This is a genomic window from Providencia sp. 21OH12SH02B-Prov, assembly GCF_027362595.1.
Lineage (GTDB): Bacteria > Pseudomonadota > Gammaproteobacteria > Enterobacterales > Enterobacteriaceae > Providencia > Providencia zhejiangensis.
This window is the reverse complement of the sequence record NZ_CP114796.1, coordinates 2953757-2977564: the sequence shown is the minus strand read 5'-3', so window position 1 is coordinate 2977564 and position 23808 is coordinate 2953757. Positions and strand designations below refer to the sequence as shown.

Annotated in this window: 16 protein-coding genes and 2 pseudogenes; 16 read left to right on the top strand and 2 right to left on the bottom strand. The window is 43.3% G+C overall.

All coding sequences use genetic code 11. From position 1 onward, the window contains the following. Positions 1 to 163: 163 nt before the first annotated feature. On the bottom strand, positions 164 to 946 hold the full coding sequence (locus O7C57_RS13990) for an SDR family NAD(P)-dependent oxidoreductase (RefSeq protein ID WP_154624581.1): 783 nt from the start codon (positions 944 to 946) through the stop codon (positions 164 to 166). 78 nt (positions 947 to 1024) lie between these two features. On the opposite strand from O7C57_RS13990, the gene O7C57_RS13985 reads away from it, so the two are divergent. The 3 genes and pseudogenes from O7C57_RS13985 to O7C57_RS13975 all read left to right on the top strand — a co-directional run bounded on the left by O7C57_RS13985 (position 1025) and on the right by O7C57_RS13975 (position 3006). Further along, entirely contained in the window at positions 1025 to 1384 is a 360-nt protein-coding gene (locus O7C57_RS13985; RefSeq protein WP_154624582.1) for a MerR family transcriptional regulator, read from the top strand. Between the two features lie 165 nt (positions 1385 to 1549). Next, positions 1550 to 2201, top strand: a pseudogene (locus tag O7C57_RS13980) (integrase core domain-containing protein); the annotation flags it as partial. Positions 2202 to 2820: 619 nt separating this feature from the next. Next, a complete protein-coding gene (locus O7C57_RS13975) occupies positions 2821 to 3006 on the top strand; it encodes a hypothetical protein (RefSeq protein WP_231131865.1) in 186 nt (61 codons plus the stop codon). Positions 3007 to 3172: 166 nt separating this feature from the next. On the opposite strand, the pseudogene O7C57_RS13970 reads toward O7C57_RS13975, so the two are convergent. Continuing rightward, positions 3173 to 3410: pseudogene (locus O7C57_RS13970) on the bottom strand (GTPase family protein); the annotation flags it as partial. An 813-nt stretch (positions 3411 to 4223) separates the two neighbouring features. On the opposite strand from O7C57_RS13970, the gene tssK reads away from it, so the two are divergent. The 13 genes from tssK (at position 4224) to O7C57_RS13905 (ending at position 23807) form a co-directional block, all read left to right on the top strand. Further along, a complete protein-coding gene (tssK, locus tag O7C57_RS13965; RefSeq protein ID WP_269723256.1) occupies positions 4224 to 5573 on the top strand; it encodes a type VI secretion system baseplate subunit TssK in 1350 nt (449 codons plus the stop codon). Next, complete coding sequence (gene tssL, locus O7C57_RS13960) at positions 5570 to 6223, top strand: type VI secretion system protein TssL, short form (RefSeq protein ID WP_196714075.1); 654 nt, start codon at positions 5570 to 5572, stop codon at positions 6221 to 6223. The genes tssK and tssL overlap by 4 nt, the downstream gene beginning before the upstream one ends. A gap of 49 nt (positions 6224 to 6272) precedes the next feature. Further along, positions 6273 to 8630: a type VI secretion system Vgr family protein gene (locus tag O7C57_RS13955; protein ID WP_154624585.1), complete on the top strand. Its 2358-nt coding sequence runs from the start codon at positions 6273 to 6275 to the stop codon at positions 8628 to 8630. Positions 8631 to 8669: 39 nt separating this feature from the next. Beyond that, positions 8670 to 11813, top strand: a complete 3144-nt coding sequence (locus O7C57_RS13950; protein ID WP_208852752.1) for a hypothetical protein — start codon at positions 8670 to 8672, stop codon at positions 11811 to 11813. A gap of 29 nt (positions 11814 to 11842) precedes the next feature. Continuing rightward, positions 11843 to 12394, top strand: a complete 552-nt coding sequence (locus O7C57_RS13945) for a hypothetical protein (RefSeq protein ID WP_154635743.1) — start codon at positions 11843 to 11845, stop codon at positions 12392 to 12394. Between the two features lie 214 nt (positions 12395 to 12608). Beyond that, positions 12609 to 13007 (top strand): hypothetical protein, encoded by a 399-nt coding sequence (locus tag O7C57_RS13940; protein WP_269723255.1) that lies wholly within the window; start codon positions 12609 to 12611, stop codon positions 13005 to 13007. 142 nt (positions 13008 to 13149) lie between these two features. Beyond that, on the top strand, positions 13150 to 13413 hold the full coding sequence (locus tag O7C57_RS13935; RefSeq protein ID WP_006662537.1) for a PAAR domain-containing protein: 264 nt from the start codon (positions 13150 to 13152) through the stop codon (positions 13411 to 13413). Position 13414: 1 nt separating this feature from the next. Continuing rightward, a complete protein-coding gene (locus tag O7C57_RS13930; protein WP_269723254.1) occupies positions 13415 to 14638 on the top strand; it encodes a hypothetical protein in 1224 nt (407 codons plus the stop codon). Continuing rightward, positions 14631 to 18014, top strand: coding sequence for an ImcF-related family protein (locus O7C57_RS13925; protein WP_269723253.1), 3384 nt, complete (start codon positions 14631 to 14633; stop codon positions 18012 to 18014). Before O7C57_RS13930 ends, O7C57_RS13925 begins: the two co-directional genes overlap by 8 nt. Positions 18015 to 18086: 72 nt before the next feature. Further along, positions 18087 to 19856: a type VI secretion system baseplate subunit TssF gene (gene tssF / locus O7C57_RS13920; protein WP_269723252.1), complete on the top strand. Its 1770-nt coding sequence runs from the start codon at positions 18087 to 18089 to the stop codon at positions 19854 to 19856. After that, the gene (tssG, locus tag O7C57_RS13915; RefSeq protein ID WP_269723251.1) at positions 19820 to 20902 is read left to right on the top strand and encodes a type VI secretion system baseplate subunit TssG; all 1083 of its coding nucleotides are present in this window, start codon (positions 19820 to 19822) and stop codon (positions 20900 to 20902) included. The genes tssF and tssG overlap by 37 nt, the downstream gene beginning before the upstream one ends. 45 nt (positions 20903 to 20947) lie before the next feature. Next, entirely contained in the window at positions 20948 to 21469 is a 522-nt protein-coding gene (tssJ, locus tag O7C57_RS13910) for a type VI secretion system lipoprotein TssJ (RefSeq protein WP_163862568.1), read from the top strand. A gap of 4 nt (positions 21470 to 21473) precedes the next feature. Further along, positions 21474 to 23807, top strand: coding sequence for a type VI secretion system Vgr family protein (locus O7C57_RS13905; RefSeq protein WP_269723250.1), 2334 nt, complete (start codon positions 21474 to 21476; stop codon positions 23805 to 23807). Position 23808: the final 1 nt, after the last annotated feature.

Genomic DNA, 23808 nt, shown 5'->3' with positions numbered 1-23808 from the left:
CCTATACGATGTCCAAAAAACTATTGTCCTAACGTGTCACTAAATCATCAACGTTTAAAGTCACTTATCATGATTTTTTCATGTGATATTTGGTGCTCCCTTTCGTTGATAAGGCCAATTATATATAACCGCCTCGGCTTATGCCTTGGCGGTTTCATCGTACTTATATTTTTTGATTAAATTTGTTGTTGTTCGCGTAAGGCATTTTATTATCTAGTAATTTAAAGCTAAAACTTTCTCTATCGACGTATCCAACAACATTATTTGAATCATATAGCTGAATGAAGAAATCAGCTAATTCCTCGCTAGAATGATATGTACCAAACACCTTATCATAATCATAATATTCTACCCCGTTAGCAACTCGACCAAAATCTGTTTTAGTAGCTGCCGGAGCCAGTAGTTTAACTTTAATTTTAGCGTTTAAGTTTAATAATTCATGTGCCACCCCCTCAGTAAAAGAGCTGACAAAGAATTTCGAACCACAATAGGTAACGGCTGTAGGTACTATAGTGTATCCTCCTGCTGAACTTACATTGATCAGCTGTGAACCATCAATATTCTGGTTATCGCGCACGAACATTAACGATAAAATCGCGAGTGTATTAATATTCAAATTTAATAAAGCTTTTGTATCTTTTATTGGCTGAGAAAATGCTTTCCCATAATACCCAACACCAGCGTTATTTACCCATACTCGAATATCAAAAACTTTCAGCTCTTCATAAAGTGAAATAGCATCATCGATAATAGATAAATCACATGATTTTGTGACAACCTCAATGCCTTCATTAATCTTGCCTAATTCGACTTTCAATTCATTCAACAAGGAGTCTCGCCTCGCTACTGCAATAATATTAAACCCGCGTTCAGCTAATTTTATTGAAATTTCACGTCCAATACCTGAACTCGCACCTGTAACGACCGCATAATGTTTATTTTTCATAACACACCCTCTTTGACAAAAGTCTCAAAATGGTAAAAGATAGAGTTAACTCTAGGTCAAGGAATTTCTAGGTAATACATGAATTATTCAATCAGTCAGTTTGCACAACTAACCGGATTCACCATATACACCCTTAGATACTATGAAAAAGAAGGAATATTGAAATCATCTAGGCAAACCAATAATCATAGGTACTATTCTGAAGATGATATTGAGTGGGTTAAGTTTATTACTCGCTTAAAAGAAACGGGTATGCCTTTAAAAAAGATTAAAGAATACTCGATACTAAGAAATATAGGCTCATCTACCTCACTTGAGAGAATGAATTTGCTGACTGAACACTACGCTAACCTTGAAAAGCAAATTTTATCTTTGAATGAACACTTAAGTAACTTAAAACTTAAGATTCAGCATTATCAAGAACAATTAAAAAAATGAATACTAATTGACTTACACGACTAACTCACAAGCACCATATATTATTGTGGATGTGGTGCTTAAATGCTCCTGCTATTTTTAGAACATTCCACCCACAATCTCTTTACATCATCACGCTTTCTACTGGCATTGTCCACTTCCCCTAAAATAAGACAGCTATAATTAGAGAAAGATAAAATCGTCATCGATGCCATACAATCCGTTTTAGCTAAATCTCCACAGTCGGGATTCTGGAAATGCTATTTTCGACTGAGATTTCAAGGTTATCCTTTTAATCATAAACGAGTTTATCGCGTTTATTGTGAATTAGGATTAAATCTGAAACGACGGGTTAAAAAAGTGCTTCCGAAGCGTGAAAAAAGACCATTAGTCATAGAGAAAGTCCCGAATATTCAATGGGCATTGGATTTTATGCACGACAGTTTATATTGCGGCAAACGCTTCAGAACCCTCAATATTATTGATGAAGGAACGCGTGAAAGCCGAAAGAGGGTTGCCGAAACAGACCCGAGTCGATAATGGTCCTGAACTCATTTCAGTTAACTTATTGAATTATTGTGAAGATAACCAAATTTTTCTGTGCCATATTCAACTGGGAAAACCGTAGCAAAATGGGTTTATCGAACGTTTTAATGGTTCGTTCCGTCGTGAGTTTTTAAATGCGTATTTATTTGAACCATTAAGCCAAGTGCGAGAATTAGCGTGGTTTTGGCTGCAAGATTATAACCAAAATCGAACCCATGAAAGTTTAAATCACCTCCCACCGGAGGCCTATCGTCAACAGTTAGAAAACGCTAAATTGGTGTGTCTCAATTAAAGGGGAGTGGACATAACGTAATATTATAAAATTGATGTTGCCCTCACTAATGAGGGAAAGATAGATAGCAACAATAACGAACTACGGCAAGATTAAACGGGGATGTTACGGGGAGGATTAAGCCGATAACGGTGAGATTACGGTGAGGTTTCTGGCGATCAATTTGACCGTTAGTAGTTACATCAATGAGTTGTGACAAGGTTAGTGGTCACTGTGACCTCTCGCAATAAAAACAATGTGTTGCCACCTCTTACCATTGGTCACTGAAACGATGACCAATGAGCGTTAATCTGGTTTTGTGACTGAATTAAACGTTATCAATTAGTTGTATTTTGATTCCGTCGTTTTAACGGAATTAAGTATAATCAACAGGTTATAGCCACATACAGGATAATCCCGTATCATCATGGTTAAATTAACGTTTCGATCACCTCTGATAATTAGATTGATTATCTATACACACAGAATCCTACCTGAATTATATTTTAACCGGTGGCTTATATTGTGATGGTATCAAGATGAATAAACCAAAAATGAGAAAAGCGAAATCAATCAGGATCAACACGTCAGGAACGGTAATAAAAGCCTCTGAGAGAGTTAGAACCGCACAGGTAAAGTTATGGCCACAATGACTATTCAGGCGGAGAGTGACAAGCGTAGCCCGTACCCATTAAATCTAGTGGCATTCAATATTAACGCGCTGGAGCTAATGACCTGCCAGAAAGAAAACAAAGCCACGGTTACAGGTCGCTATGAATGGTTTAATGGTTATCAGCTAACAGGGGCGCAGATAGTTACTATTTAGTATAAGTTACCGTGATGCAAATATGTATTACCCAATAAATCAATGGGTTATCTATGGTGAGTAGTAAGGCTGAAACAAAATCACAACAAAATAACAACAAAATCACGGCAGGGATTTACGGCAAGGTTAAACGGTGAGTTAACGTAAGAAGTTAAAAGAACAGGCTCTACAGGGATTTAGCAACAGATACGATGCTATTTTTGACTGTACTAATCGTATTTTTTATCAGTGGTGACAAGGGAATGATGTCGATTAAAGTACCAACAATATCACTGATATATTGCCCAAAATCGTTACGTGCTGAATTTTCCACGGATTGCGTCCGGTAAGTGTTGTTCAGTTGCCTAGCTACCTCCGCTACTAGCCTCTGTCGGTCAAGCCTGTATTAATTGCTCTGCTAAATCTCTAAATTAAAGAGGGGATTGTTAGATTGTTATGAAACCAAGAAAACGCATTGAAAAACAGTTATTTCTATATGCGTTTGAACCTATTACATGAGTGAATTCTACTGGGCTTATAGCGGGAGAGTTAGAAAAAATCACAGATAAAGTCGATCATCATTTTCTACATACTGGCTTCGTTATCCCATCTATCTCTGATGCTTATCACGCAATACTGAGGCGAATCATGAAAGTAAGCATCGTATTGAGAAACTGGAAAGAAACATTCTTCACTCATAGTATAGGTATAATATATTAAATTTTCTTACGTTATTTTTCTAATTGATAACATACAACACAGCATTGAATGCGCTAACATACCTTCTTAAGTTCGTCTTCACTCCAGAGTATTTCATTCTGTTACCTTACAATACATTTTATTTCTAGTTCAGCTAGTCTATAACGCTTATTATGCGTATTTATCATTACATAAGGTAAATTAATAAAAATAATTGCTGGCTTATCCGTTAATCCCTATGATTTGAATAGTGTATTTAGGATATGGTCGTTTAATCTCAGTCTGTCTATCAATCGAATTCATCATTTGATGGGGGGCGGACGTTTTAAAATGGCATTTTTATTAATCTGGATTGATTTATTTGGACAACAATAGATTATTTTAACCTTATGGGCTTTGGGTGACAGCTAAGGGCGGTAGCGTATCAAAATATTAGAAATATTTCATTTTCGAGAGTTGTTGAACGCCTATCTCACCTTCGTGTCGCATTAGAAAAACGAGTTAACATGCCGATTATCTTTGCTTAAAAGGATCATAAAATGAAAATTTACCGCCCATTATGGAATGAAGGGGCATTGCTCTCTCCGCAACAATTTCAACAACAAGCTCAGTGGGAAGACTTTACAAACCAAGGTGTTTCAGGTTTATCCTCTCCCTTTACTTGGAGGATAGAAACAGTGGAACTTGACGAATCGCTCTTGTCGTCTGGTCGTTTACAAGTTCACCAATTAAGGGCATGGTTACCTGATGGGGCATTAGTCGATACGCAAGTCAGTGATATCACTCCTGAGCCCCGAGAATTAAATTCAGCCGCGTTATCTCAAACAGACAGTCTTGTTATTGTGTTAGCATTGCCACTTCTCCAGCAAGGGATCGTGAATGTTCAAAAAAAAGGGGCTTTTTCAGAACGCGCGTTACGCTATCGTGAAGAGTGGGTGAATGTGTCGGACTTATTTGGTCAAGATGATGAATCCATGGCCGTTGCTCGCTTTAATATCGCTATTCGTTTTCAACATGAAAATAATGAAGCTTGGCAAACGTGTCCCATTGCGCGTCTAACTCGTGATGGTCAGGGAGGGTGGATTATAGATAGAAAGTTTATTCCTCCGATGACTCAATTTTCTGCGAGTCGAGAGCTACAAGAACGGTTAGCCTTGCTGAATCGGCAAATACGCTCTCGTTGCCAACGACTGATGGCAATGCGTCGAGAAAGCAATGAACGTTTAGCCGATTTTGCCGTCGCTGATGTTTCCTTATTTTGGTTGTTAAACGCCTTAAACTCCCATGCTAATGTTCTGATGAATTATGAACGTTACCCACAGCGCCACCCTGAAATCATTTGGGCTGAATTGACGCGTCTGGCGGGGAGTTTATTAACCTTTTCGTTAGAGCATGATCTTGCAACCATTCCTGCCTATGTCCATGACGACCTAGAAAATACGTTCCCACCTTTGTTTGACTTGCTCAGTACCTTGTTAGAAACCAGCTTGCCTTCACGCGTGATTGCGCTTGAAATGACGCACCCAGACCCACAAACTTGGCGAGCTTCATTGCATGACCTCAGGCTTAGAGAGGAAGCGGATTTTTATCTGTCTGTTCGTTCTGATAAAACCGCGTGGGAAATTGCCGAAAAATTCCCAACGCTGTGCAAAATTGGTGCGCCTGATACGGTTAATACACTTTACAGTAAAGCATTAAATGGTATTCCACTCACACCGGTTGACCGAGTGCCTGCGGCACTCCCTGTGCGCATGGAAAACCAATACTTTGCGCTGGATATGGAGGCTCCGGAGATGCGTGAAATGTTGGAAGAAGGTGTCTGTATGCTGTATGTGCCATCTTTATTTGGTTTCTTAGAGCTAGAACTGTTTGCGGTATTACGCTCATGAACCAATACATCGATATCGATAAACTCATGGCAAAAACCTGGTTGATGGTGACCCAGCTAAAATACGGTCGGTATGACCACGATTCAGAGTCCCTTTACGATACGTGTTGTCAACAAATTGATGTCGTAAAAAGTGCATTGGGCCAAACAAAACTAGCTCCCGAGAATATTGAGCACATTATCTATGCACAGTGTGCATTATTGGATAAAACCGCGATGGAACTATTGGCTCGGGGTGATGAAGAAGGTGACGCATTCTATGCTTGGCGAGTTGCCCCCTTACAAGCGCGCTATTTTTCATCGTTGGATGCAGGGGAAGCATTATGGGATCGTATTCGCTCAGTGTTGGGGCAGGCTCAACCGAACGATGCCGTATTAACCTGCTTCCATCGCGTCTTAATGCTCGGTTTTAGCGCCCACGAGGCTACAACTGAAGCGCTAAGTCCCGAGCGAAAATTATTAATGGATAAACTGACTGCACAGATATCACCGCCGGAGTCTACTTTGCCGTTAGTTATCCAGTATCATCAAAAATCCAGTCTAAAATTGATGCGCTCTTTCGGGTTTTGGAGTGCATTGTTGCTTATTGGTATTACCGCCATCACTTGGGGCGGTCAAACATGGCTCAATCAATTGTTGTCAGTAGTGTAATCGCCTCGTCTTTACTTTCACTTCGTGTCCATTTCTGAGGGAATAGAATATGCCTAATTCAGTCATCAATGCATTAACACAAACGGTGAAGAACGCAGTTTCTCACGCCCGTTATCATTTAACGGTTCAGGACTGTTCTGATTTCTTAGATGTACTGAGCTTTGAATCTGAAGAGGCCCTCAGTCAACCTTGGCGGTATGAAGTGACAGTAACGTGCAGCAATGCACATATCACTCCCGAGCAGATGTTACTGAAGTCGGGGGCCTTTACCTATCAAACGTCATTATTGCCCAGTTTTCCTAATCAATCGGTACGAACGGTGTATGGGATTATCAGTGAATTCAAACACCTGAAAACGTCTACGGATGAAACGCGGTACAGCTTGATATTAATGCCACGTATTGCCTTACTTCAGTACACCAAACGCAGTGAAGTGTATTTAAATCAATCGGTCACGGAAGTGGTTGAAAAAGTACTGCGCCGTCATGGTTTGGAGGGGGCAGACTTTGAGTTTCAGCTTTCTCGTGAATATCCGGTCAGAGAACTGATTACCCAGTGGCGGGAAACGGATTTAGCCTTTATTCAACGACTTCTTGCTGAAGTCGGCATTTATTGGCGTATGGAAATGGACACTCAATTAGAATTGGATAAAGTGATTTTCCATGACGCCCAAGAACACTACCAGTTTGGCGTCTCACTGCCTTATCGCCATGAATCAGGTATGAGTGACAATGGGCAAGACAGTGTCTGGGGATTGCAAATTTCGCATCAGGTGGTTAGTGAGGGGGTCGCAACCCGTGATTATAACTACCGTCAGGCATTAACGCCTCAAGATAGCACTGAAGCAATTTCAGGGTTTGAGGGAGTCACTACAGGGGAAGTGTACCACTATGCGGAACCTTTCTTGAATGTCGGTGATATTGATACCCCAGAAAGTGGTGCCTTTTTTTCTCAACTACGCCATGAACGCATTCTTAATGCCCAATCGTGGGTGTCGGGGCAGTCGACCAGCCCAATGCTGGCGCCTGGTCAAGTCTTAGAAATGACTGGTGTCTTTCCTCAGCTGGCGAAAGACGGTGTGTTAATCACCCATGTTCGCCATCATGGCGCTCGAGATGCTAGCCTTCAGGTGCAGTTTACCGGGCAACTCTACCGTGAAACCTTATGCTTCCGACCTCCTTTACTCCCTCGGCCTATCATTGCCGGAACATTGCCCGCGCGAGTAGAAAGTAGCGAAAAAGGCGATACCTATGCGTGGCTCGATGAATTCGGGCGCTATCGAGTGAAATTGGATTTTGATAGAGAGTCGTCTGAGGCGGGATTTGCTTATTTATGGCTACGTTTAGCCAAGCCTTATGCAGGTGATACCTATGGATGGCATGCACCTTTATTGGATGGGACTGAAGTGTCGGTGCAATTTGACGGTGGTGACCTTGACCGACCGTATATTGCTTATGCGCAGCATGACTCTGAACATCCCGATCACGTAACACGCGATAATCATACCCGCAATGTGCTGAGAACCCCAGCCAATAACAAACTGCGCATGGAAGATAAGCGTCAGGAAGAACATATCAAACTGGCGACGGAGTATGGCAAGACCCAACTCAATCTAGGTCACTTGGTTAATGCGCAGCGAGAACAGCGCGGAGCAGGGTTTGAATTACGTACTGACGAACACGGTGCAATCCGCGCAGGAAAAGGGGTGTTTATCAGTGCAGATGAGCAATCAAAAGCTCAAGGGGATGTACTGGACATGACCCAAGCGGTGCAGCAAATCCAGCAAGCTAACCAACAGATGCAAACATTGTCTCAAACAGCGGAAAAAGCGAGTGCACTCGCCGCAGATGTTCAATCGCAAATCGACCTCTTAGATTCTCGTTTACAGCAGTTACAATCCGCCGTGTTACTTGCCAGTGCGCCGCAAGGAATTGCATTAACGTCTGGTGAACACCTTCAATTAAATAGTTTAGGTAACACGATGGTTAACGCAGGGCAGCATCTTGATATGGGCGCGATGCAAAACTTATCCGTCGCTGTTGAAAAAGCATTAGGGTTATTTGCACACAAAGAAGAAGTGAAAATCATTGCAAACCAAGGCGCTGTGGAAATTAGTGCCCAACACAATACGATGGAGTTGTTTGCCCAGCAGCAAATCACCATCACCAGCAGCGAAGATGAAATTGTGATATCGACACCGCAAACCCTGACCCTTAACGGCGGCGGCTCATACCTAAAATTGAGCGGACAAGGTGTTGAACATGGTTCATCAGGCGATTACATCATCAAAGCCGCGAATTACCTTGTTCCAGGATCTGGAAGCGATATCGCATGTGAAACATTGCAGTTTGATGTGACGGACATTGAAATACAGAAGTTAGTGACAAAGCACCCATTGCATGATTAAGGGGATGGTTAAAAATCAACGAGTATTTAAGGAATTGTAATGGCAGATAAAAACAGTAATACAACTAACGGTACCGTGTCGAATCCAGAAAAAAAGAATACTGAGAATAATAAAATTTTGGGTAACAAAAATATAAAGATTGTTTTTCCTATCCCTAAAAATGAACGTGGTCAAGAATTTTCAAACCTAGATGAAATCATGGCGCATGTGAGCGGGGAATCGACAGGGAACTACTTGTTGGGTCGTAATGGAATGTGGCACAGCGGTATCCATATTACCAATGCGACTACGCCTTGGTGTGCCTTAAGTGGTAATGCCATCACCGAAAAGGCGAGTTTCCCTATTCCTTATAAAGGGCAGCAAGCTATTCGCTGTATGGCGGATGGAGAAATCGTTGCCTATAGAATGAATAAAGATTATCTACCTCTAGGTTGGAAAAACGGTAATTTAAATTTATCTGGTTCATTTGTATTGGTGCGCCACTATATCCAACCAGGTGAAACACAAAAGAGCGGACTGCACTTTTATACCCTCTATATGCACCTTGCTCCATATTCCGCCTATCAAGCCAATCCCTCATGGATTACACAAGATAAGCTGCCGACTTATTCACCAGAATGGAAAGCGGTTGCTGGCACGAATACTTATAAAGACCAGAACAAATTAGACGCGCTACCAAAAGGCTCCATTGTTTCTTGGGATAAACATGATAGTCAACGCCAGCTTAAAGCAGTGAATGGGCGACTTTATGGCTTGGTGACAATTGAAAAAATAGCAGGCACATCAAAATTAAACGTGGGAGACCAATGTTGGACGTTGGTGGATAACAATAACATTTTGCCTGAGATAGAGCCGAGTTGGTGGCAACAGTTAGTCAGCCCTGCCAAAGAAATGATGCAATTTGATAAGGTGGTCAGTTTAACGACACCAACAACCATTAAGGCAGGCGATAGTATTGGCCATATGGGCTTCTATCAAGCGCCTAAAGAACAAGGGATTGATTCACGCTATCAAGTCCATATAGAGTGTTTTAGTGCCGATGACAATTTGCCTCAATTTTTGCAAAATCCAGAAAAGATTGGGCATGATAAGCCCCTGTATTTAAAATGTTTGCCCGATTTAATGCTGTGGGACAAGCAAGGTGATGATTTTATAAAAACAGAACGCGTGGTTGAGTGGGAAAAAATATTTAAACTGAGTGAGTTAAAAACAGAAAAAGGCAAAGATAATAAAGAGTTTTACTTGCTACCAGAATATTTAGGGGCAATACCGAAAATAACGTTAAATGAGCTCAACGAAACTGACAAGAAAAAATTACAAGAGTCAGCTTTCGGAGCATTAGGCAAAAAAACAAATGAGCTCGGGGCTATGGGGCATCAAGACCAACTTATTAAAGAAAATATCGCCCAATACTCAAAATTTCTTTCCCAATGCGACCTTGCAGAGTTAGGATTTAAAGCCTTAGTTGCAAATGCAGATGCATTTGACCACTTAAATGGTCATGTGCAACCCCAAGTCGAATTTATCAGCTCAGTTTATGAAAATATTAAAGCCGAAATCACGGGTTCCTCTGTGCCGCAAAAAGGAATTATCGCCCATAATTATCAGCGACTAATTAATAAGATTAAATCGGATAAACAAGAAACTTACTCACCCGAGGAATACCGCCGCGCTTTTCATAACCCGATGTTTTCCCATATCGTCAATAAAACCATAGTCAAACACCCTAGTGATTGGTATTACAAGAAAAGCGATAGTGTTTGGCAAAAATTTTTAAATATACTCAGTGAAGAAGCGCCCTTATGGCGTTCTTACAGCGAAGAGTTTCTTGATAGTATGGTTTGGATGCAGGATGTGACTAATGAAAAAATCGGTCCTGAAGTGTGGCATATGCATCCGTTAGTTTTTTTATCGGCAATTAAAACAGATTATGAATGCGTCAAATTAATATGGGGTAAAACTGTTTCAGAAAAACTTGGAAACACCAAAGGATGCGAATTTAGACGAAAAATTTTACGAATCTGTTCTGAACTATGGGGGGAGGAGAAAAAGTATGATTATGCCAATGTTTTAATGGCGTGTATTGCAGCGGAAACATCAAGAACGTTTTCATCTTCAGTGATAAAATTACTTCCATATACTGATTCAAGTGGAAAAACAAAAAAAAGATATCAAGGAGTACCTAGAGAAAATATAATCTCGGATCCTTCGATTGCTAAAAATAATGCCGTAGGTCTAATTCAATTTACAGGTGAAGCAATAACTCAGATAAATAACATTAATAACAAAAGATATACAAAACAAGATCTTGCATTAATGGATGAATTGGAGCAACTAGATGTTGTGAAACTATATTTTCTCTGCAATAAATTAATATTGAACAGAGTTAAATCTCCTGAAGATATTTATTTGTATATTTTTTGTCCTGAAGCTGTGGGTAAAGATAACGACTACATTATGTACAGTGTAGAAAAAGACAAATTAAGTGGAAAAAACTTTTATGAAGCGAATAAAAGTATAGACACAAAAGACGGTAATAGTGATGGTAAAATAACAAGAAATGAGTTGCTTGTTAGATTAAATAGACTTATATCGGAAGGCCAACAATTAATAAATAATTGTACATGCTTCGCTGAACAGGATAATACAATAAAAATAAAAGAACCTAGTGGCGTACACTGGGTTAGTCGATTTCCGACAAGCGTCGATGTTAATGACTTGACACCTGATTTTTCTTCCTCTGTCACCCGCTTTATACAAGCTATAAGAGATGCAGGGGGAAATGTAAGAATTTCTGCCACATTCAGACCACCAGAACGCGCTTACCTTATGCACTATGCATATGCCATCTCGCGGGAAAATTTTGACCCGAGTAAAGTTCCAGAAAAAGAAGGAGTCAATATTGATTGGACGCACAATGGTGATTTAGCATCAGCAAAAAAAGCTGCGCAGCAAATGGATAGGGCATATGTCATTAAATATAAACCATCATTGACCTCTAGGCACACCCAGAGAAGAGCTATTGATATGACGATTACGAATATAATTGGAAAAAGCTTGATTAACGGCAGTGGTGCAAACGTTCCAATTAAAAATTTGAAAAATCTTTTTGATGCAGGGGCATCTTTTGGGGTCATTAAATTAGTTGTTGATGAACCGCATTGGTCGGATGATGGTGCATAAATCTTTTATTAAAATGGGAGTTTAATCATATGAACTATAAACTATTAATTATATTATTATTTAGCGGCATGACTTATGCGATGAATGATAATTCATTAAGCATTGGTTTTTTTTCCTATTCACCAAATGAAAAAATACTGTACTCAACTGAAAATGACTTAAACAATAAAATGGTTACAGCTTGTGTAAATAATCAATATAACAACAGTGAATTTAAGTGTTACAATATGAATGGGAATGACTTTCAAAAAACCGAAAAAGGAAATGATGGATATAATTTGATAAATAATTTACCGTTAGTTAAATATAATTACAAAAAGAAACTACATGACGATAGTGATGGTATATTTTTTGCCTATATTTATGATAAGGGTCACAAGGTGAAAATCCATTTCACTGCCCAAGATCCATCAAGTTTCACTGTAAATTATAATAATCACACTTTAAAGCTTGCGACTTGCTTAAGCACGGAAGGGCTTTACTTTTATGATAAAAATAAGCCTAACAACCTTAAATTATACTACTATCTCGGTTACGATGTTGAAAGCAGTTGCCCTGAATATTTATATTCAGTTCAATAATCATCTTTCTTGAAGACATGTATATTACAGCTTAATATCGAAGTCTTTTTGCGAAAATTTCAAGATAAGGAAAATCATCACATTGATGATTAAATGGTTGAGGTGATTTTGTCAATTAAATTAGTGTACGATACAGCAAGGTTAGGTATAAGCGTCAATCTAAAGTCAAGCGTGTAATATATAATAAATAACGTAATTAAAAAGGAATAGCAGGTTGCTAAATAGAATTTATACAGCGGCATTATTAATGGCCGTCTCTTTTTCATCTTATTCGGTGCAAAACATCCACGGTGCGTACTCATATGAATATACAGGTGAAAAATTAAATGATGGTAACACATCTTTTATTAATTGGACGTTCAATTTTATTGACAATAGAACGGCAAAATTATCCATATCATCTTGGCATGAACTTTTTCGGTGTGATGGAAATTATGACATTCAGCACAATAAAAATGAAATTGAATTGATTTACAATAAAAATAATGAGGATGAGTGTGACGAAAACCCACCACAATTTACCATTAAAAGAGCTAATGGTAAATATTTTGTCAAAAGCCCATTATTCTACAACGATGTTTGGCATCCCTTGGAAAAACTGCCTAAATATTAATGCAAAGAAAAATCAGTATTATCCATAATGGCATCGATATTAATAAGGCTCAGTAAAGCATTGTTTAAAATCATATGAAATAAATATAGTGAATACACACTTCGTTATTAAATAATTCAGTCAGATCTTTAAGGACTAAACCATGCAACAAATTATTCGTAAAGGGGATAAAACCACCCACGGTGGCACCGTGCTAACGGGCTCTGATACCATGAAATTCGGGGGCATTGGGGTGGCACGCAAAGGCGATCAGGTTTCTTGCCCGAAAAAAGGTCATGGTCCCACGACCATCATTGAAGGCAATCCTAACTACCTCGATAACGGGATACCTGTCGCTTTTCAGGGGCATAAATGCGGTTGCGGCTGCACCTTAATCAGCTCCTTTTCCCCTGCCAAGGTAGGCTGACATGCCTGTTTGGCTTAACACCATTCCGCCTGCTGCCACGAAAGTGCCTCGTCCTAATACACGCCGCTGGTTAGTGGCGTTATTGATTATCGTATTTATGGGTTTTGCGCTGACCTTATGGTTTTGGACAAAAGACAGAACGGGATTAATTTTTTGGTTTACTGCCGTGGGATTACCTATTTGTGGTTGGGGTTTAGCCTTCGGTGCGCGGCGGATGGCGTATAAAATGCAACAGGTGGCTGCAAGCACGTGGAATGACGAACGCGAAACACTGATCCAATCTGAAATCAAACGCGGTCAGCGATTCGCCTATTTATTGGATGCTTATATTGAAACGCCTGCGGGGCAAGGTGCAAATCGTAGCCTTGAAGCGATCAACAAATCGGTTCCCTTTGTGGCGTTACAACCTTCTCGTTCAGGCTCTCAGCCTCTTCGTTATGCGCCTTTAGCTGCGTTTGACCAGCCAGACTCGATGTTGATGCTCACCGACTGCATCAATAACATCGCAGTAAAAATTCAACCGATATTACAAAAAATCCCCGATGATATCCCTTGTTACTGCGTATTGGAAATCGATAGTGCGTTACAGCCACTAACTGAGTCAATCTTGTTGGAAACCTTAAAAAAACAAAGCTCACACGTTTTTCGTCTTATATCGGGGCAAGGACTAGAGGCCATCGATGCATGGTTAGATACCCGTTGGGATATTCCTTCCCTATTACTGATTGTATCTATTGGATATAACTCGAAGCCTGTGGATGATGACGGTGAGGCCATCGGCTGTATTCTCTTGAGCAATCGACCAATCCACGATATCCCTTGCACCACTCGCTTTCATCGCCCAGAAAAAAGTGGCCATGACAATCTGTCTCAAGGTTTATCTCAAGCCATGTTATGGGGAAATGTCCCCCCTGAAACGATCTCTGCGGCATGGGTTGCAGGGCAGTCAGTAGACGAAGAGGGGGACTGGAGCAAAGCCTGCGAACACAACCAGTTGCAATTTAGCATGAGCAAGGCCAATAAAATGATTGACCCGGTTCTAGGGAATACAGGAAAAACGGCGCCTTGGATAGCCACGGCCTTAGCCGAGGCCAGTTTGAACCAAGACAATGCTTCTGCTGCCCAGCTGATAGCAATTCAACCTAAGCACGAAGATGACGAAATTTGGATAACGGTGATTTCACGCCAAACAGACAATAATAAGGAAAGCACAAGACATGTCTAAGGTGAAAGTAAAAACATTGATGGGTGCCACCGCCGTCGTGTTGATTTTTTTAATTATCATTGTGGCTTTCTTATTTTACGCTTTTCCTGAATCGATGGCGTCATCCCTCGGATTAGGCCCTTATGAGGGCGATCGCATTTTAACCGTGAGTTGTTTGGTCGCTGTATTCGTTCTGCTATTGGGCTGGATCACCGAAAAGCTGTTTATGCTCTCTGGAAAATCCGGGCTGTATGTTCAATGGGGTAAAAATAAGCAACAGCAATTATCAAAAAATGCCTCCGTGATTGGATTCGATGACGAGCAGGGTGAGGCGGTCATTGATGCCAATGCGATACAAGATCACCTTCGATTACGCTATGGGCGCTTTTGGCGACGCAAGGTCAAATTATTGTTGGTTCAAGGGCAAGATGCGGAGATTGAATTCGCGACCCCTGGATTAAAGCAAGAGGGTTGGCAAGAACAGGATGGCGTGGTGTTATTTTACGGTGGAGCACCAGAACAAAGTTTAAGTGATGAGTATCTTTCATCAATCCAAGCCGTGAGCCCAACGCGTCCATTAGATGGTTGTGTTCTTGTGTTTGACTTACCATCTCTGCCTACGCAGGTTGAGCGAGATAATGTTTTACGCCGCCATCAACAGCTGTCTTCATCGCTGGGTTGGCGTGTGCCCGTTTGGTTATGGTTAATTGAAAAGTCGCTATGGAAGGAAGAAAGTGGCACATCATCGCCCATTGGTGCTGTTTTTCAGTCAAGGGCAACACCTGAACAGGCCGTCGCAGATTTAACTGACTTAGTCACATCTTTGCGGGACGCGGGCATGGAAGTGCTATTGCAATCACCTCAGCAGAGTTGGCTATTGCGTATCAGTGAGCAGTTACAAAAACAACTCCAATCTCAATTGGGAGCATTACTCCAACACATCATGGCAGGGCATGCTTCATTACAGGTTCAAGGGGTGATCCTCAGCGCGGAGCAACGCTTTCCTCACCGCCAGAGTAATGCGCTTGGGAGTTCATCCGTCTGGCAAACCTTCTTCAATACCGCATCCGGCCTCAAAGCCAAAAAATTAGGTTGGAATGCAAGGCAAGCCGCTCAGGTTACCATCCTCACCTTATTATTGTTGTGGTGTGCAGGCGCAATCACGTCATTCATCGTGAACCAAACCGCTATTCGGCATGCAGAAGAAACCGCTCGCATTGCCGCAGATAAACAAGTTCCACTCGGGGAGCGTTTGAAAAATCAGTATGTGCTTCAAGAAGACATTGCCCGTCTGCAATACCGTAAAACGCATGGGGCACCGTGGTACACCCGTTTTGGGTTAAATCAAGACAGCCAAACTTTAGCAAGGCTCTGGCCGCTATATACACAAAATCATCAAGCGTTAATGAAAGCCGCGACGATGGATGAGCTAAAAATGCAATTAGCGGCGTATGTCGCATTACCGCCAGCGAGCAGTGCACGGGAACAAAATACACAGCTAGCCTACAACGCCTTGAAACTCTATCTGATGTTAGCTTCAACCGACCACGTTGATACCACTTGGCTCACACAAAATCTCTTGACGATTTGGCCTGAACGTAGTGGCGTTTCGAAAGGGGAATGGCAACATCTCGCCCCATCGCTATTTCAGTTCTGGGCAGACAATCTTCCTAAGCATTCTGAACTGTCTCTCAAACCCGACATGACCTTGGTAAACACCACGCGTAAGATTTTGTTAAAACAAATCGGTCAACAAAATGCGGAAGCGGGTCTGTATCAAGAAGTCTTAAAACAAGTTGCCAGCAATTGGCCCGATTTAACCTTAATGGACATGGTGGGTGATACCGATGCACAACTGTTATTTAGCACCGATGAAATAGTCCCTGGCGTGTTTACCCGGCAGGCGTGGGAAGAGCAAGTCAAAGCCGCCATTGATGAGGTCGTCAATAAACGCCGTAATGAAATCGACTGGGTATTAACCGATAAGACCCAAGCGGTGGATAACGAGGTCTCACCCGAAGCTTTAAAAGCCCGACTCACAGAGCGCTATTTCGTGGACTTCGGTAACAGTTGGCTCAATATGATCAACAGCATTCAATGGCACCAAGCGGATTCGTTATCGGAAGTGATTGCGCAGCTGAATGTGTTAGCTGATGTACGCCAATCCCCACTGGTGGCGTTAATGAACACCTTAGCGTGGCAAGGTAAGACGGGGCAAAAAACCGAGGCGCTTGCCGATAATATTGTGGATTCTGCGGTGAAATTGCTAGACAAGAAAAAGCACGTTAAGCAATTTATTGAACAAAACCAAGCGCCTAAAGGCCCGCTGGATGACGTATTTGGTCCGATCCTGGAGATGATGGACGGTAAGGATGGTACCGGGAAAAATGGCAATCTCAGTTTCCAATCGTGGCTGGCTCGTGTCACCCAAGTCCGTCTGAAATTACAGCAAGTGAGTAATGCGTCAGATCCGCAAGCGATGGCAAAAATGTTAGCGCAAACGGTTTTTCAAGGTAAAACTATCGATTTAACTGACACCTTGGATTACAGCAACTTAGTGGCAGCCAGTTTAGGGCAAGAATGGAACAGCTTTGGGCAGTCTCTGTTTGTGCAGCCGTTAGAACAAGCGTGGCGACAAATATTGGCTCCTGCGTCTGATAACCTTAATACCCGTTGGCAAACTACCATCGTGGCGCAATGGAACAAAGCCTTTGCTGGACGTTATCCGTTCAAAGCGACAGGGAGTGATGCGTCATTGCCGTTACTTGCCCAATTCTTACGTAGTGATTCAGGGCGTATAGATCAATTCATCAAAAGCAATCTGGGGGGCATTGTCCATAAAGAAGGCAATCGCTGGGTGGTAGACCCGTCGATGAGCCAAGGCTTAACCATCAACCCGGAATTCCTCAAAGCCATTAATCAGTTGGCGGATATCGCTGACATTGTGTTTGCACAAGGTGATGCCAATATTCGATTTGAATTGATGGCGAGACCGTCCAAAGGTGTCGCTCAAGTTCAGCTGGTTCTTGATGGTCAAAAACTGGATTACTTCAACCAAATGGAAAGTTGGAAAAGTTTTATCTGGCCGGGGGAAAGCTATTATCCGGGCGTGACGCTCAATTGGCAAAGTGTGCGTTCGGGAATGCAAATCTACGCAAACTATCAAGGTAATTGGGGATTGATACGCTTATTAGAGCAAGCCGAAGTTACACAACTCGACAGTAGCCGTTATCAGTTGGTGTGGCGCACGAAAGGGGGCGAAACATTACGATTTATTTTACGCAGTGAACTCGACAGTGGTCCACTGGCCTTGTTAAAACTCCAGCAGTTCCGCTTGCCTAATAATATCTTTCTGAATACCTCCGATGTTGTGGGTGACCTTGTTGACCCACGTTGACTTAATTGATGAGAGGCTCGGTCAAGAGCCTCCGCTATTTTCATTTTTTAATAGGTTTTAGGAAGTCCTAAAATGGATGATTTGACGCTACGCTATTACGAAGCTGAATTACGTTACCTGAAAGAAGCGGGTAAAGAATTTGCCAATGCACACCCTGATAGAGCGGCGATGCTCAACTTAGATAAACCCGGTGCGAACGACCCGTATGTCGAACGTTTATTTGAGGGGTTTGCCTTTTTGATGGGGCGCTTACGGGAAAAACTGGATGATGACCTGCCTGAGCTGACAGAAGGACTGGTGAGCTTACTGTGGCCCCATTATTTGCGCACCATCCCATCACTGTCTATTGTTGAATTTGCGCCAGAGTGGCAACATTTACGCCAAGCTGAATGCCTACCTGAGGGGTTTGGCGTGATTTCAAGACCCATCAGCGCCCAGCGCACGCGTTGCCAGTACCGCACCACGCAAGATGTGTTATTACGCCCACTTTCCATTGCCAACGCCCAATTACAGACCGAACCAAATGGGCGTTCCACCATTCGCTTACGCTTTGCCTGCCCTGAAAAAGTGGATTGGTCGAAAACTTACCTTGATAACCTACCGATTTTTCTCAGTGCAGATGCGCCGATCAGTTCCGCATTACACCTTGCGATGACGCGCCAAGTGCATGGCATGTACCTTCGCCATGCAGAAACAGGCGAAGAACGTATTCCCTTTGACGGTTGGTTTAAACCGATGGGGTTTACCGATGACGACCATTTATGGCCGAAAGGGGATACGGCCTTTAGTGGGTATCAGCTGTTGCTGGAATACTTTAGTTTTCGCCATAAATTTATGTTTTTGGCGTTACAGGGATTAGAGAAAGCCAAGTTTACGGAAACGACGACCTGGTTTGAAATTGATATCGTGCTCAATGAAACCTGGTCCGCAGATTTACCTTTTGAAACGGAGAACTTCCGGTTGCATTGTGCGCCGGTCATCAATCTTTTTCCGTTGGAAGGTGATCCGTTAACCGTCAATCCACTGGAGAATGAATACCTGCTTCGTCCCCTGCGATTACAAGACGGCCATACCGAAATTTACAGCGTAGACAGCATTCACGGTTCAATTAAAAATGGTAAACCGAAATACGTGCCATTTAGCAGTTTTCGTCATCGTGGGGGCATGATGCGCCATGATGCCCCTGAACGCTATTTTCATACCCGCATTAAACGTGGGCCCTCCGGTCTTTACGATACGTGGCTGATTTTAGGCGGTAAAGAATTTGAACTGGCTCAGCTTGCCGAAAAGCCTGAGCTATTATCCATTCGTTTAACTGGCACCAATGGGCAACTCCCCCGTAAAGCCCTTGAAAGCACAGTGCTAGATAGCGTATTAAAAGCGGGTAAAGTGCCAGTGACAGTCCGCAATCTTACCGCACCGACCATTCCGTTATATCCGCCAGCGAACGACCGTTTTCACTGGCGAGTGATGAGCCATCTGGGATCTAACTTTTTAAGTATGATGGATAACCCGGAAGTGCTTCGCGGCACTTTGGCCCTATATGATTGGACCGATGATGAAATGAATCGTCGCCGACTGGAAGCCATTGTCGGGGTGAAACACACGTTGATACGCCGTTTCGAACAAGGCTACATGATGCGCGGGGTCGATATTGAAATCACGCTAAACGGCAATAACTTCGCAGGTGAGGGGGATATCAATTTATTTGGCGAAATGCTTCAGCGCTTTTTTTCGCTGTATGCGGATATCCACCTGTTTAACCAATTAACCCTTGTTATTCAACCCACAGGAAAGCGCCTGAGATGGAAAGAGAATCACAGTCAACACGTACCCGGCTGATAAAACACATTGAGCCGACGATTTGGCGTGCGAATTTCTACCGTTTTTGCCAATTACTGGAAAAAGCCGCACCGCAATCGCCACTACTCGGCACCACTAACGACATTAAAGATGATCCACTACGGTTTCGTCCTTGGCCGGGTATGGGATTTCCGGCGGGTGAACTTCGCACGGTGGAACAAAACCCGAACAACCTCGAACTCCCATTAACGGTTCGCACCAACTTTTTAGGGTTGTACGGCGTCGATTCACCGTTACCGACCAGTTATCTCGATGATATCGCACAAGGTGTGGAGGGGACGGAAGCCTTAACGGAATTTCTGGATATTTTTAATCACCGTATCACCACTCAGTATTACCGTATCTGGCGCAAATATGCGTATCCCGCGACCTTTGAAGCCGGAGGCACGGATGCCACTTCTCAATGTCTATTGGGATTGATTGGCTTGGGGATCCCCGGCAGTGCGGAGAGGATCGCCACGCCAATATCACGCTTTTTAGCCTTGCTGAGCACCATGCGATTACCCACACGCAACAGCGAAGGGGTCAAAGCGCTGGTCTCTTTGCTGGCACCGAATACTCAGGCGGTCATTAATGAATACGATGTCGTTAAAGTCCCCGTCGACGAACGAACGGGGTTAGCCCGCCATCAACGTGTTTCATTGGCAACGCGGGCGACACTGGGTAAAACCGCCTGCGACACCACAAGCCGAATTCTAATCTCCCTCACCACACACCACCCCCAAGAGGCACAAGGCTGGTTGCCGGGCGGACATTTGCATGCCGACCTTTTAGTGCTATTACGCGTGTATTTGGGGTACCGCAGCGATGCGCGCTTAAAACTAACAGTTCCCGTGAGAGTGCTTCCCGAGCCGCGTTTACAAAAAACGTCGCGTATTCAATTGGGACGAACAGGGTTATTAGGGCTAAAAGGGGGCAAGCTCAGTGATAACCGGCAATTTCTGACCGTGAATTTAGGGCGTTATCACGGTATTGAGCATGCAGGGCGACCTGAAGCCGAGCGAGGGGATTATCGTTTTGAATAAGCGCGAACAAATGAGGGATACATTAATGAAAGGAAAATTGCATCCGTGAAAAACATTAGCCAAAAAATAGTGGTGCTTGGTCTGTGCGGATTACTGGCAGGTTGCGGATTAGCACAGGCAGTAAAAGAAGGGACAGTCAGCATGAAAGACGCGATCCTTTATAAAAAAATTACCACATTGCGCTTAGATTTCACCCCGCGTTCAGGGCTAAATGCCGATGAAGACCAAACACCGCTCGCCACCATGGTGTGGGTGTATCAACTGAAAGACAAAAAAGCCGTCGAAGGGGCGATGTATCAAGCACTGTTAACGCAGTCGGATGAAATATTAAAAAAGGACACCCTCAATGCCACTTCGGTCATGGTGATGCCCCAAGGGCAAGTTTCTCTGGATGAGCCCCTCGAAAAAGAGACCAAATTTGTTGCGGTGCTCGGCATGTTTCGCAATCCCGACTTATCAGAAAACACCTGGCGTTTGGTGATTAACCGTGAAGACTTAGATGCCGATAAACCACGTGTGATTGAATTGGGTGACGGTTGGCTGAGATTGTTACCGCTAAAGGATTAATAGCATGATAGAAACAGTAAACGCTTTTCTTGCCCATCAAGCTTATCAACTTGAGATCCAAGATGCTGGATTTGATATCGATATCCTAAAATTTGAAGGTGTAGAAAAATTGAATGCGACCTCATCATGGCGGATTGAATTTACGTCAACGTTCGATTCAATCCTACCTGAGCAGGCGCTATTAAAGCCAGCCACGTTCAGCATGGGGCCAAATAAGCGCGTGTCGGGGTTAATCACCCGTTTACAATGGTTATCCACCAGCGCCGATGAGTCCCATTATGCCGTGTTGCTCGAACCTCGTTTAGCGTTACTCGGTCATACCGAGCGCAGCACCATTTACCAAAATGTCTCGGTCATTGAAGTCATTGAAAATGTGCTGCAATTCCACGGTTTTGAAGGGGCAGATTATGAGTTTAAGTTAGAACAGCAATACCCCGAGCGAGAACTGATAACTCAGTGGCGTGAAACCGATTTAGCCTTTATCCAACGTTTACTCGCTGAAGTCGGGGTTGGTTATCGCCTTGAATACTCGGCAAAGACCGATAACGACAAAGTGCTATTTTTCGACAGCCAACTCAATTACCAATTTGGTGAAAAATTACCGTACCAGCTGCCATCCGGTCAACACGATAACGGGCAACTTTCGGTATGGGATGTGCAACTGGCTCATCAAGTGGTGACAGGCAACGTCACGGTAAAAGACTACAATTATCGCACCGCACTTTCGCCGATGGAAACGAGCACGCTGCATCCACTCAGTAACACAACACTGGGTGATGAGTATCACTATGCGCCGCCTTATTTGAGTGCCGGGGATGAACACGCAGAAACCCTCGACGCCGAAAGTGGCGCATTTTACAGCCGCTTGCGGCAAGAGCGTTTCCTCAATCCCTCCGCTGAATTTGCACTACAAACCAACGCCTTTTACCTGATGACCGGCAGTGTGTTGGAGATTGCAAATGTCCCTATTAATGAACTGAAAGACGGCGTATTTATCACGCAAATCACTTACCATGCGGCCCGTGATGTGTCGTTACAGATGACCCTCAAGGGCATGCCGTACAGTGAGCAATACGCCTATCGCCCTGCTGAAATACCGCGCCCGAAAATCGCCGGAACCTTGCCAGCCCGTATTGAAAGCCGTAATAGCAACGATATTTACGCATGGCTGGATGAGCACGGGCGCTATCGCGTTAAGTTGGATTTTGACCGCAGTCAGAGCGAATCCGGCTATGCGTATCTTTGGTTGCGTTTAGCCAAACCGTATGCGGGGGAGACCTACGGATTGCATGCGCCGTTGATTGCCAACACTGAAATCGCCATTGCCTTTGATGATGGGGATATTGACCGACCGTATATTGCGTTTGCGTTTCATGACTCAGAACACCCTGACCATGTTAACCGTGATAACCACACCCGCAATGTACTTCGCACCCCCGCCAACAATAAATTACGCATGGAAGATAAGCGGGAAAAAACGCATATCAAGTTAGCGACGGAATACGGTAAAACGCAACTGAATCAGGGGCATCTCGTCGATGCGCAAGGGAAAATGCGCGGCGCAGGGGCTGAACTGCGTACCGATGAATGGGGCGCTATTCGAGCCGGTAAAGGGCTGTTTATCAGTGCCGATGAACAGCCAAAAGCGCAAGGTGAGGTATTGGATATGGATGCCGCACTTAAAGAAATCGCTCATCTTCTACAGCAGCGCGAGCAACTCAACATTGCAGCGAAACAAGCCAAAGCCCTGCAAGCGGATATTGAAAGCCAAAAACAACTGTTACAGCAACGTTTAGAGCCACTGAACCAGAGCCTGTTATTTTCAGCCCCTCAAGGAATGGCGTTTACCAGTGGTGAACATATACAACTGTCCGCCAGTGAAAACCTGTCCATCAATGCTGACGGTGATATCAGTGTGGGCGTTATCGGCAATATGACCATGTCCACAGGGGATAAGTTAGGACTGTTTGCGCGTACTGGGAAATTGGGGGTGATTGCAGGGGAAGGCTCACTGACCGTTCAAGCGCAGAATAATCGTTTAGATATCTTCAGTGAACAAAAGCAGACTATCACCTCGGGGGCTGATATCAATTTTACCGGCAAAAAACGGATTATCCTAAACGGCGGCGGCAGTTATCTCAAATTGGAGAACGGAAAAATAGAGTACGGCACCTCAGGGGATTATTTGCGCAAGATACCGAAGATGGCCACCGCAGGGCCGAATACTTTACCGATGAAGATGGCACAATTTCCGGCATTGCCTTTACCCATTTGTATTCCGTGTTTACTTAATGCCATAGCAGGCAATGATCCCCGTGTTGACCTTAGGAAATTTTAGC